This is a genomic window from Pseudomonas sp. S3E12 (assembly GCF_001702295.1).
Lineage (GTDB): Bacteria > Pseudomonadota > Gammaproteobacteria > Pseudomonadales > Pseudomonadaceae > Aquipseudomonas > Aquipseudomonas marginalis.
The window spans coordinates 655,511-667,792 of sequence record NZ_MBDT01000005.1 but is presented as its reverse complement, the minus strand read 5'-3'; the positions used below and the strand labels follow the sequence as shown (position 1 = coordinate 667,792).

At 59.4% G+C, this 12,282-nt stretch carries 9 protein-coding genes; all 9 read right to left on the bottom strand.

The annotated features are described in order from the left end of the window. Positions 1–124: 124 nt before the first annotated feature. The 9 genes from dnaE to rseP all read right to left on the bottom strand — a co-directional run bounded on the left by dnaE (position 125) and on the right by rseP (position 12,241). Positions 125–3,646 carry a DNA polymerase III subunit alpha gene (dnaE, locus tag BB029_RS07865; protein WP_065938778.1) on the bottom strand — a complete coding sequence of 1,174 codons (3,522 nt, stop codon included), beginning with the start codon at positions 3,644–3,646 and terminating at the stop codon, positions 125–127. A 77-nt stretch (positions 3,647–3,723) separates the two neighbouring features. Further along, on the bottom strand, positions 3,724–4,356 hold the full coding sequence (gene rnhB, locus BB029_RS07860) for a ribonuclease HII (protein ID WP_065938777.1): 633 nt from the start codon (positions 4,354–4,356) through the stop codon (positions 3,724–3,726). Beyond that, on the bottom strand, positions 4,353–5,492 hold the full coding sequence (lpxB, locus tag BB029_RS07855; RefSeq protein WP_065938776.1) for a lipid-A-disaccharide synthase: 1,140 nt from the start codon (positions 5,490–5,492) through the stop codon (positions 4,353–4,355). The genes rnhB and lpxB overlap by 4 nt, the downstream gene beginning before the upstream one ends. 2 nt (positions 5,493–5,494) lie before the next feature. After that, positions 5,495–6,271 carry an acyl-ACP--UDP-N-acetylglucosamine O-acyltransferase gene (gene lpxA, locus BB029_RS07850; RefSeq protein ID WP_027604472.1) on the bottom strand — a complete coding sequence of 259 codons (777 nt, stop codon included), beginning with the start codon at positions 6,269–6,271 and terminating at the stop codon, positions 5,495–5,497. Continuing rightward, positions 6,268–6,708 (bottom strand): 3-hydroxyacyl-ACP dehydratase FabZ, encoded by a 441-nt coding sequence (gene fabZ, locus BB029_RS07845; protein ID WP_003172281.1) that lies wholly within the window; start codon positions 6,706–6,708, stop codon positions 6,268–6,270. Before fabZ ends, lpxA begins: the two co-directional genes overlap by 4 nt. A 110-nt stretch (positions 6,709–6,818) precedes the next feature. After that, positions 6,819–7,874 (bottom strand): UDP-3-O-(3-hydroxymyristoyl)glucosamine N-acyltransferase, encoded by a 1,056-nt coding sequence (gene lpxD / locus BB029_RS07840; protein WP_065938775.1) that lies wholly within the window; start codon positions 7,872–7,874, stop codon positions 6,819–6,821. A 3-nt stretch (positions 7,875–7,877) separates the two neighbouring features. Next, positions 7,878–8,381 carry an OmpH family outer membrane protein gene (locus tag BB029_RS07835; protein WP_003219314.1) on the bottom strand — a complete coding sequence of 168 codons (504 nt, stop codon included), beginning with the start codon at positions 8,379–8,381 and terminating at the stop codon, positions 7,878–7,880. A 45-nt stretch (positions 8,382–8,426) separates the two neighbouring features. Continuing rightward, positions 8,427–10,814 (bottom strand): outer membrane protein assembly factor BamA, encoded by a 2,388-nt coding sequence (gene bamA, locus BB029_RS07830; RefSeq protein WP_053137245.1) that lies wholly within the window; start codon positions 10,812–10,814, stop codon positions 8,427–8,429. Between the two features lie 74 nt (positions 10,815–10,888). Beyond that, positions 10,889–12,241 (bottom strand): sigma E protease regulator RseP, encoded by a 1,353-nt coding sequence (gene rseP / locus BB029_RS07825; protein ID WP_065938774.1) that lies wholly within the window; start codon positions 12,239–12,241, stop codon positions 10,889–10,891. Positions 12,242–12,282 lie beyond the last annotated feature (41 nt).

Sequence of the window (12,282 nt, the reverse complement as noted above, 5' to 3'; positions counted from 1 at the left end):
GTCCGTCTTGGGTCGACGGCCAAGGGTTGCCTGGCCAGCCGGTTGTCTATTCGCGCCCTACCTTAAGGGAGAGGCGCGTTTAGGTCGAGATTAAATGTTCAGCCGAGGTCAGGCGTCCTGACCGTCAACGGTATTGGAGGAAGACGTTGTCACGACCGAACTGGTCACGCAAAGCTTGAATCAAGCCGTCAGCGGGATCAATTCGCCACGTCTCGCCAAACTGCAACATGGCCTTGGCGTCGTTGCCCGTGTACTCCATGGTCACCGGGCAGGCGCCGCGATGGCGCTTGAGCAGGTCACCCAACCAGCGTAGCTGATCGCCCTTGAGGGCTTCGGTCTTCACCTTCAGGCGCAGGCTTTCGGCCAGGTTGGTGCGCGCATCTTCCATGCTCATCACCCGCTTGATCCGCAGGCGCAAGCCGCCGGAGAAGTCATCGTTGCTGACCTCCCCTTCCACCACCACCATGGCGTCGGTCTGCAGCAGCGACTGCGCGGAATGAAAGGCGTCGGCAAACAGCGACGCCTCGATCCGGCCCGAGCGGTCGTCGAGGGTGATAAAGCCCATCTTGTCGCCCTTTTTGTTTTTCATCACCCGCAGGGCGATGATCATGCCGGCGACGGTCTGGGTATCCCGCGCCGGTTTCAGATCGATGATGCGTTGACGGGCGAAACGACGGATCTCGCCTTCATATTCGTCAATCGGGTGACCGGTGAGGTACAGGCCCAAGGTGTCTTTCTCACCCTTGAGGCGTTCCTTGAGGGTCAGCTCCTTGGCCTTGCGGTGGTTGGCATACACGTCCGCATCTTCTTCGACGAACAACCCGCCAAACAGGTCGGCGTGGCCGCTGTCATGGGTGCGGGCGGTCTGTTCGGCGGCCTTGATCGCTTCTTCCATGGCGGTGAGCAGCACCGCGCGATTGCGATCGATATTCGCCTGATACGCCTTCGGCTCATCGTGGAAATACGGGCCGAGACGGTCGAGCGCGCCGCTGCGGATCAGGCCGTCGAGGGTACGTTTGTTGATGCGCTTGAGGTCAACCCGTGCGCAGAAGTCGAACAGATCCTTGAACGGCCCGTCCTGGCGCGCTTCGGTGATGGCTTCCACCGGGCCTTCGCCCACGCCCTTGATCGCGCCCAGGCCATAGATGATGCGACCTTCGTCGTTCACCGTGAACTTGAACTCCGAGGCGTTCACGTCCGGCGCGTCGAGGCGCAGCTTCATGGTGCGCACTTCTTCGATCAAGGTCACGACCTTGTCGGTGTTGTGCATATCCGCCGAGAGTACCGCAGCCATGAACGGCGCCGGGTAGTGGGCTTTCAGCCAGGCGGTCTGATACGACACCAGGCCGTAGGCGGCGGAGTGGGATTTGTTGAAGCCATAACCGGCGAATTTTTCCACCAGGTCGAAAATGTTACCGGCCAGATCGGCATCGATATTGTTGGTGGCACAACCCTCAATGAAACCGCCGCGTTGCTTGGCCATTTCCTCGGGCTTTTTCTTACCCATGGCCCGCCGCAGCATGTCCGCGCCACCGAGGGTGTAGCCGGCCATCACCTGGGCGATCTGCATCACCTGTTCCTGGTACAGGATGATGCCGTAGGTCGGCGCCAATACCGGCTTGAGGCCTTCGTACTGGTAGTCGGAGTGCGGATACGCCAGTTCGGCACGGCCGTGCTTACGGTTGATGAAGTCATCCACCATGCCCGATTGCAGCGGGCCCGGACGGAACAGGGCCACCAGTGCGATCAAGTCTTCCAGGCAGTCGGGCTTGAGCTTTTTGATCAGCTCTTTCATGCCGCGGGACTCAAGCTGGAACACCGCCGTGGTTTCGGCTTTTTGCAGCAAGGTGTAGGTGGGCTTGTCGTCCAGCGGGATGAAGGCGATATCCAGCGGTTCTTCGTTGACCTTGGCGCGGTCGCGGTTGATGGTCTTGAGTGCCCAGTCGATGATCGTCAGGGTCCGCAGGCCGAGGAAGTCGAACTTCACCAGGCCGGCCGCCTCCACATCGTCCTTGTCGAACTGGGTGACCAGGCCGCCGCCCTCTTCATCGCAATAGATAGGCGAAAAGTCAGTCAGCTTGGTCGGCGCAATGACCACGCCACCGGCGTGTTTACCGACGTTACGCACCACGCCTTCGAGCTTGCGCGCCATCTCCCAGATTTCGGCGGCTTCTTCATCGACCTTGATGAAGTCGCGCAGGATCTCTTCCTGCTCGTAGGCTTTTTCCAGGGTCATGCCGACTTCGAACGGGATCATCTTCGACAGGCGGTCCGCCAGGCCGTAAGACTTGCCCTGCACCCGCGCTACGTCACGGATAACCGCCTTGGCCGCCATGGAACCGAAGGTGATGATCTGGCTCACGGCGTTGCGGCCGTATTTCTCGGCCACGTATTCGATCACACGGTCGCGACCGTCCATGCAGAAGTCGACGTCGAAGTCGGGCATGGAGACCCGTTCCGGGTTCAGGAACCGTTCGAACAGCAGGTCATATTCCAGTGGATCAAGGTCGGTGATCTTCTGTACATAGGCGACCAGCGAGCCGGCACCCGACCCCCGGCCCGGACCTACCGGCACGCCGTTGCTCTTGGCCCACTGGATAAAGTCCATCACGATCAGGAAGTAACCGGGGAACCCCATCTGGATGATGATATCCAGCTCGAAATTCAGCCGATCGACATAGACCTGGCGCTTGGCCTCGTAATCTTCGGTGGTGTCCCTGGGCAGCAGGACGGAGAGCCGCTCCTCCAGACCATCAAACGACACCTTGCGGAAATACTCGTCGATGGTCATGCCATCGGGAATCGGGAAGTTGGGCAAAAAGTGCTTGCCCAGCTTCACTTCGATATTGCAGCGCTTGGCAATCTCGACGGAGTTTTCCAGGGCCTCGGGCAGGTCGCTGAACAGCTCGGCCATTTCGTCCGCGCTCTTGAGGTACTGCTCTTCGCTATAGTTCTTGGAGCGGCGCGGGTCATCCAGGGCCCGGCCTTCGCCGATGCACACGCGGGTTTCGTGGGCCTCGAAATCTTCCTTCTTGATAAAGCGCACATCGTTGGTCGCCACCAAGGGTGCGCCCAGCTTGTCGGCCAGGGCTACGGCGGCGTGCAGATGCTCTTCATCGTTGGGACGGTTGGTGCGCTGGACTTCCAGGTAGAAACGGTCGGGGAAGACCTGCATCCACTCCCTCGCCAGCACTTCGGCTTCATGGGGATTACCACCCAGCAGCGCGATACCGATCTCGCCTTCTTTGGCGGCCGACAGCATGATCAGGCCTTCGCTGGCCTCGGCGACCCATTCGCGCTCGATGATGATCGAGCCGTTGCGCTGGCCGTCGATAAAGCCACGGGAAATCAATTCGGTGAGGTTGCGATAACCCACGCCATTCATCGCCAGCAGGCTGATGCGGCTCAGGGGGTTATCCGGGTCTTTGTTGGACAGCCACAGGTCGGCGCCGCAGATCGGCTTGATGCCGGCGCCCATGGCGTTCTTGTAGAACTTGACCAGGGAGCACATGTTGTTCTGATCGGTAACCGCGACCGCAGGCATGTTCATGCCCACCAGGGTCTTGACCAGCGGTTTGATCCGTACAAGGCCGTCGACCAGGGAGTATTCAGTGTGCAGGCGCAGGTGAACGAATGAAGCCGGCATAGTGATCCTGTCCAGAAACTTAGAAACAACAAGGCCCGGGATTGTACCGGGCCTTGGCAAAAACATCAGCCTTGCGACTAAACCTCGCTGAGGTTCTCGCGCAGCTCATACGCCTGGCGCACCGGGGCAAACGAGCGCCGATGGATAGGCGTTGGGCCGAGACGGGCCAGGGCTTCCAGATGAACGGGCGTCGGATAGCCTTTATGGCCCCCGATCCCGTAACCGGGGTAAATCAATTCGAAGGCAGCCATTTCACGGTCTCGGCTGACCTTGGCCAGGATCGACGCGGCGGCAATGGCTGGAACCTTGCTATCGCCCTTGACCACCGCCTCAGCCGGCATCGCCAGCTTCGGGCAACGGTTGCCGTCGATCATCGCCAGTTTTGGGGTGATATGCAGGCCTTCAACGGCACGCTGCATGGCCAGCATCGTGGCGTGCAGAATGTTCAATTCGTCGATTTCTTCGACTTCGGCCCGGGCGATATGCCAGCTCAGGGCCTTTTCACAGATTTCGTCGTAGAGTTTTTCACGACGCGCTTCGGTGAGTTTCTTTGAGTCGTTGAGGCCCAGGATCGGGCGGTTCGGATCCAGGATCACGGCCGCCGTAACCACCGCACCACACAGCGGGCCGCGCCCCACTTCGTCAACACCGGCCACCAGTTCGTGGGCTTGGGCAACGAGGCTGAAATCCAGGCCTATTTGCGTGCTCATAAAGCTTCCTGTTTTTGGCCGATCAAGGTCAATACGGCGTCGGCCGCCTGGTTCGATGCATCACGGCGCAGGGTGCGGTGGATGTCGTCAAAACCACGGGTCTGTTCTTCGCCGCCATCGATCAAGGGCAATAGGGTTTGCGCGAGGGCTTCGGGGGTTGCATCGTCCTGCAATAATTCCGGCACCAACAAGCGCTGGGCCAGCAAGTTGGGCAAGGAGATGTAAGGACTTTTGACCATGCGCTTGAGAATCCAGAAGGTCAGCGGCGCCAGGCGATAGGCCACGACCATCGGGCGCTTGTAGAGCAGGGCCTCCAAGGTCGCGGTACCCGAAGCGATCAGCACCGCATCACAGGCCGCCAGGGCCAGGTGCGACTGGCCGTCGAGCAGGGTCAATGGCAGATTGCGACCGACCAGCAGTGTCTCGATTTGTGCACGCCGTTGCGGGCTGGCGCAGGGCAACACAAAACGTACCCCGGGCTTCAAGGCTTGCAGGCGCTCGGCAGCATCGAAAAACACGCTGGCAAGACGGCCCACTTCGCCGCCTCGACTGCCCGGCATCAGCGCAACGAGCGGGCCGTCGGGCAGGCCCAGTTCAGCACGCGCGGCTGCACGATCAGCCTGCAAAGGAATGCTGTCAGCCAGGGTATGCCCGACAAACCGCACTGGCACACCCTTCTCCTCGTAGAACCTGGCTTCGAACGGCAACAGGGTCAACATCAGGTCGCAGCCTTCGCGGATCTTCAACACACGTTTCTGCCGCCACGCCCACACAGAGGGGCTGACGTAGTGCACGGTCTTGATCCCGGCCTGACGCAACTTGAGTTCGATATTGAGGGTGAAGTCCGGCGCATCGATGCCGATAAAGACATCGGGCTTTTCTTCGATCAACGTCTGGATCAGCAGCTTGCGACGAGCCAGGAGCTCACGCAGGCGACCCAGCACTTCGACCAGACCCATGACCGACAGACGCTCCATGGGGAAGTACGACGTGAGGCCTTCGGCCTGCATCAGCGGGCCGCCGACGCCGATAAACTCCACCGCAGGGTGCCGGGCCTTGAGTGCCCGCATCAGACCTGCGCCCAAAATGTCGCCGGAAGCTTCTCCGGCCACCAGCGCGATACGCAGAGTAGCCATGATCAGCGAGTGATGCCGCGGGTCGATGCCTGGATCGAGTCACGGAACACCGCGACTTCCGGAAACAACGCTGCCGGCTCGGCCAGTTGGATCAACGCCTGGTCTACCGTCAGCCCCTGACGGTAGACCACCTTGTAGGCACGGCGCAGGGCGTGAATCGCCTCTTCGCTGAAGCCACGACGGCGCATGCCTTCGAAGTTCATGCTGCGGGCTTCGGCCGGGTTGCCGAACACCGTGACGAACGCCGGAACGTCCTTGCCGATGGCAGTGCCCATGCCGGAAAAGCTGTGGGCGCCGATATGGCAATACTGATGCACCAGGGTAAAGCCGGACAGGATCGCCCAATCGTCAACGTGTACATGGCCAGCCAACGCGGTGTTGTTGACCAGGATGCAGTGGTTGCCGATCACGCTGTCATGACCGATATGGGCATAGGCCATGACCAGGTTGTGATCACCCAGCGTGGTCTCGGCACGATCCTGCACGGTGCCACGGTGAATGGTCACGCCTTCACGGATGATGTTGTGATCACCGATTACCAGGCGGGTTTCTTCACCCTTGTACTTCATGTCCGGGGTGTCTTCGCCTACCGAGGAAAACTGGTAGATGCGGTTGTGTTTGCCAATGCGGGTCGGACCCTTGAGGATCACGTGCGGCCCGATGACAGTCCCCTCGCCGATTTCCACACCTGCGCCGATGATCGACCAGGGGCCGACCTCAACGTCGGCGGCCAGTACGGCCGACGGATCGATGATTGCGCGAGGGTCAATCAAACTCATAGTTTGCGTTCCGCACAGATGATCTCGGCAGAGCACACCGGCTTGCCATCTACCGAGGCCTGGCATTCGAACTTCCAGATCTGGCGCTTGCAGCTGATGAACTTGGCTTCCAGGATCAACTGGTCACCCGGGGTAACCGGGTTGCGAAAGCGCAACTTGTCGGAGCCGACGAAATAGTAAAGCGTGCCGTCGGCAGGCTTGAGGTCGAGCATTTTGAAACCAAGGATACCGGCAGCCTGGGCCATTGCTTCGATGATCAATACGCCCGGCATGATGGGATGCGCGGGAAAGTGACCGTTGAAGAACGGTTCGTTGATGCTGACATTCTTGTAGGCACGAATGCGCTTTTCCTCAACATTGAGGTCCACTACACGGTCCACCAGCAGGAACGGGTAACGGTGGGGCAGGTATTCGCGAATCTCGTTGATGTCCATCATTTCGGGGGGAAGCCTGTAATAAAGATTGGGGGCGGGCGACTAAACGCACGCCCCGCTAGCAAATCAAGGAGGCAGTCTAGCGGCTGTGCACACTTGATATGGAAATGGTATCAGCCTTCTGATGAAGCATTACCGCCAGGGGTCACGTCCCCAACACGCTTTTCCAGCTGTTTGAGACGTCGAGCCATGTCGTCGAGCTGCCTCAAACGTGCTGCGCTCTTGCGCCATTCAGCTGCAGGCTGCATGGCGGTACCGGAAGAATAGGCACCCGGCTCGGTAATCGAGTGGGTGACCATGGTCATGCCGGTGATGAAAACGTTGTCGCAAATATCGATATGCCCCACCAGCCCTACGCCACCGGCGAGCATGCAATGCTTGCCGATTCGGGTGCTGCCGGAAATGCCTACACACGCGGCCATGGCGGTGTGATCGCCAATCTGCACGTTGTGGGCGATCTGGATCTGGTTGTCGAGCTTCACGCCGTTACCAATCACGGTATCGGCCAGGGCTCCGCGATCGACAGCCGTGTTGACACCGATTTCCACGTCGTCGCCAATCAATACGCCGCCAACCTGGGCAATCTTGTGCCAGACGCCTTTCGAGTTGGCAAAGCCAAAGCCTTCACCGCCGATCACGGCACCCGATTGAATGACCACACGTTCACCGATACGCACGTCGTGGTACAGGGTCACGCGAGGTGCCAGCCAACCGTCGGCGCCGATTACACAGCGAGCGCCGATAAAGCAATGCGCGCCGACTGTTACACCGGCCGCGATGCGTGCGCCGCTCTCGATCACCGCAAACGCACCGATGCTGGCCGCAGGGTCAACCTGGGCATCATCGGCGATAACCGCAGACGGATGAACACCACCTGCTGCCTTGGGCTTCGGGTCGAACAGATGAGACGCCTTTGCGTAAGACAGGTAGGGGTCAGCCACTACCAGGGCATCCCCGGCGTAACTCTCGGCGTCAGCGGCCTTCAGCAACACGGCTGCGGCCTGGCAGTCGACCAGGTATTTACGGTATTGGGGGTTTGCGAGGAAGCTCAACTGAGCTGGGCCAGCCTCCTGCAAGGTGGCTAGCCCAGTGATTTCCTTCTCCGGGGAACCACGCAAGGTGGCTCCCAGGAACTCGGCCAACTCGCCGAGCTTGATAGTCGCGGTCATGGCTTACTTCAGCTGGTTCATGCGCTCGATCACCTGACGGGTGATGTCGTATTGAGGCTTGACGTCAATCACTGCGCCACGCTCGAACACCAGGTCAAAGGCACCTTTCTTGATGACTTCTTCCACGGCGCTGTCGAGTTTAGGCTTCAGCTGTTTCAGCATTTCACGGTCGGCAACAGCCTTGGCTTCGTTCAGCTCCTTGGATTGGAACTGGTAGTCACGGGCCTTTTGCTTGAACTCAAGCTCCAGACGCTCGCGCTCGCCTTGCTGCATCTTGTCGCCACCCGCTACCAGACGGTCCTGGATACCCTTGGCGCTGCTTTCCAACGTCTTGAGCTTGGTCAGTTGCGGACCGAATTTTTTCTCCGCATCCACGGCGTATTTCTTGGCCGCATCGGATTCCAGCAGGGCCATCTGATAGTTCAGGACGGCGATTTTCATTTCGGCGAAGGCCGGGGTGGCTACCAGCACGGTGGCCAGCAGAACCAATTGAGTCAACTTACGCACGATGTACTCCTACAGAATCCGTTGTCGTTATCTTGGGTCAGACGCTTAGAACGTCTGGCCGAGGGAGAATTGGAAAATCTGGGTTTCAGCGTTATCCGGTTTCTTGATCGGCATGGCCAGAGCAAAGCTCAACGGGCCAAGCGCGGTCACCCAGGTCACACCGACACCCACCGAGCTCGCCAGGTTGCTGAGGCTCACGTCGTTGCACTCAGTCCGTGACTTCACGCCGCTTGGGTTGGTGATCTGTTCGCACTTGGAGTCGAACACGTTACCCACATCCCAGAAGACCGAAGTACGCAGGGACCGCTGATCCTTGACGAACGGCAGCGGGAACAGGATTTCCGCACCACCCTGGATCAACACGTTACCACCGAATGGCAGAGGGTCGTTGTCGGAGTCAGCGACGGTGCCCTGGTTACCGGTCACACCAACGCCACGGCTCGGTGTACCACGTGGACCCAGGGTGCTGTCCTTGAAGCCCCGCACGGAGTTGAAGCCACCCGCGTAGTAGTTCTCGTAGAACGGCAGCCCATTGGTGGAACCATAACCGTCGCCATAGCCCAGCTCGGTGTGCAGGCGCATGGTGTAGTTATCGCTCAACGGCTGGAACAACTGGCCACGGTAGTCGAGCTTGAAGAACGACAGGTCGCTGCCCGGCGTCGTTGCTTCCAGCGTCAGGCTCTGGGAATGGCCACGGGTGGCAAGCACGCCTTTGTTCAGGGTCGACTCGGACCAGCCGGCGGACGCCTTGAAGTTCAGGAACTTGTCGCCTTCCTTGCGAGTGAAGTCGAAGATCTCGTCCACGGTGTACACACCGGTCTTGATCTCATCCTGTTGCGCAGTCAGGCCGAAGGTCAGGCGCGAAGTCTCGCTGATCGGGTAACCGATGTTGGCGCCTACGCCCAGGCTGTCGATTGCATAGCTGGCTACGTCGACGTCGAGGTCTTTGTAGTCGGTGGTGCGGTAGAAGGCGTTGTAGCCCAGGCTCACGCCGTCGGCAGTCCAGTAGGGGTCGACATAACCGAAGTTATAACGGCTCTGGTATTCGCTTCGGGTCAGGCCGATGGACACCTTGTTACCGGTACCCAGGAAGTTGTTCTGGGTGATGGAACCACCGAGGATCAGGCCGGCACTTTGTGCGAAACCGACACTGGCGGTGATCGAACCCGACGCTTGCTCTTCCACGGCGTAGTTCACGTCAACCTGGTCATCCACACCCGGTACGGCTGGCGTTTCGACGTTCACTTCCTTGAAGAAGCCCAGGCGCTCAAGACGGGTCTTGGACTGGTCGATCAGGTAAGTCGATGCCCAGCCACCTTCCATCTGGCGCATTTCGCGGCGCAGCACTTCGTCCGCAGACTTGGTGTTGCCACGGAAGTTGATGCGGTTCACGTAGGCACGCTTGCCTGGATCGACGACAAAGGTGATGTCCACGGTGTGGTCTTCATCGTGGGGGGTAGGCACGCCGTTGACGTTAGCGAAGGTATAGCCTTCGTTACCCAGGCGACGGGTGATCAGTTCGGACGTGGTGGTCATCAGCTTGCGCGAGAACACCTGGTCTTTCTGCACCAGCAACAGGGCCTTGACCTGGTCTTCAGGCACTTTCAAGTCGCCGCTGAGCTTCACGTCACGAACCTTGTACTTCTCGCCTTCGTTGACGTTGACAGTGATGTAGACGTGCTTCTTGTCCGGGGTGATGGACACCTGGGTCGAAGCGATATCCATGTTGATATAGCCACGGTCCAGGTAGTAGGAGCGCAGGCGTTCCAGGTCACCGGAGAGTTTTTCGCGGGCGTACTTGTCATCGTTCTTGAAGAACGACAACCAATTGGTGGTCTTGAGCTCGAACAGGTCGATCAGGTCTTCATCAGCGAACTTGGTGTTGCCCACCACGTTGATGTGCTGAATGGCCGCCACGGTACCTTCGTTGATGTTGACCTTGAGGCCGACACGGTTACGAGGCTGCGGCACGACTTCCGTCTCCACGGTCGCGGAGTAGCGGCCCTGGGCAACGTACTGGCGTTGCAGTTCGTTACGCACACCCTCAAGGGTGGCGCGCTGGAAGATCTCGCCCTCGGCCAGGCCGGATTGCTTCAGGCCTTTCATCAGGTCTTCAGTGGAGATCGCCTTGTTGCCTTCGATCTCGATACTGGCGACGGAAGGTCGCTCGACGACGGTGATAACCAGGACGTTACCTTCGCGACCCAGTTGGATGTCTTGAAAGAACCCGGTTTTGAACAGCGCACGAGTGGATTCCACCAGGCGACGGTCATCAGCCTGTTCCCCGACGTTCAACGGCAAGGCACCAAAGACGCTACCCGCGGAAACCCGCTGGAGGCCGTTGACGCGAATATCGGAGATGGTGAAGGACTCGGCGTGAACTTCGGCGATCATCAATACGGTGAGAACCGCAGTTAGCAGCAGACGTTTCATGAAGTCCTTTCTTATTCCAACTGGCAATAAACAAACTGCCGCAAAATGCGGCAGATTCGCAATTCAGCGAAGCGTTACAGTCGACCCAGATCGTTGACCAAGGCTAATAACATCACCCCGACCACCAAGCTGATACCGATCTGTATCCCCCAACCCTGCACCCGATCCGACAAGGGGCGACCACGCACCCACTCGACCAGATAAAACAACAGATGCCCCCCATCCAATACTGGAATGGGCAGCAAATTCAGAACACCCAGGCTAATACTCAGATAAGCCAGGAAATTCAGGAAATCCGCGACACCCGACTGGGCAGAAGCGCCCGCCACTTTAGCAATGGTTATCGGTCCACTCAAGTTTTTTACCGAGAGCTCGCCGAACAACATTTTCTTGAGGGATTCGAGGGTCAGCACACTCATGGTCCAGGTGCGTTTTGCACCCTCGCCAATGGCCGCCAGCGGCCCGAAACTGACCTCACGCACCATCGAGGGCGGCCACTCCGGACTCTTGACGCCTGCACCCAGGTAACCCCCGACCGCCTTGGCTTCCCCACGTACCGCCAGGGTCACGGGGACGTCGATTTGAGCACCGTCACGCTCAATTTTCAGCACAATCCTTGTATCAGGGCGTACACGTACCAGGTCGACCACCTGCTGCCACTCACCCAACACCTGGCCATCGAGGGCCAGCAAGCGATCGCCGGTTTTCAGACCCGCGGCCTGGGCCGGCCCCTTCGGATCCAGCTCGGCAAGCACTGGCGGCAGCGCAGGACGCCATGGCCGGATGCCCAGGGACTTGATCGGATCAGGCTCGTCAGCGCCCTTGAGCCAATGGTCCAAGGCCAACGTGCGCGGGGTCTCGGCACTGGAATCCTGCTCACGCACCACGACGTTGACAGTGCCGCTTTCACCCAAACGACGGACCAGTTGCAAATTGACCGCGCCCCAACCCGTCGTCGGCTCACCATCAATGGAAACAATTTCCTGCCCTGCGACCAGACCTGCCTTGGCGGCGATACTGTCCGCCTCGACCGCGCCGATGACAGGACGCACCTGCTCGCTGCCGAGCATGGCCAGGACCCAGAAAAACAGCATCGCCAGGAGGAAGTTGGCGATCGGACCGGCCGCAACAATGGCGATACGCTGACGAACGGTCTTGCGATTGAAGGATTGGTCCAACTGATCGGCCGGCACTTCGCCTTCACGCTCATCGAGCATCTTGACGTAGCCACCCAACGGGATGGCCGCGATCACGAACTCGGTGCCGTGCCGGTCATGCCAGCGAACCAGCGGCATACCGAAGCCGACGGAAAAGCGCAGTACCTTGACGCCGCAACGACGTGCCACCCAAAAGTGACCGAATTCGTGGAAGGTAACCAGCACCCCCAGAGCAACCAGGGTGCCGACAATCATGTAAAGCGCACTCATCTAATTTCTCCGCATTCCAATCCAGTGCCCCAGGGCTCAAT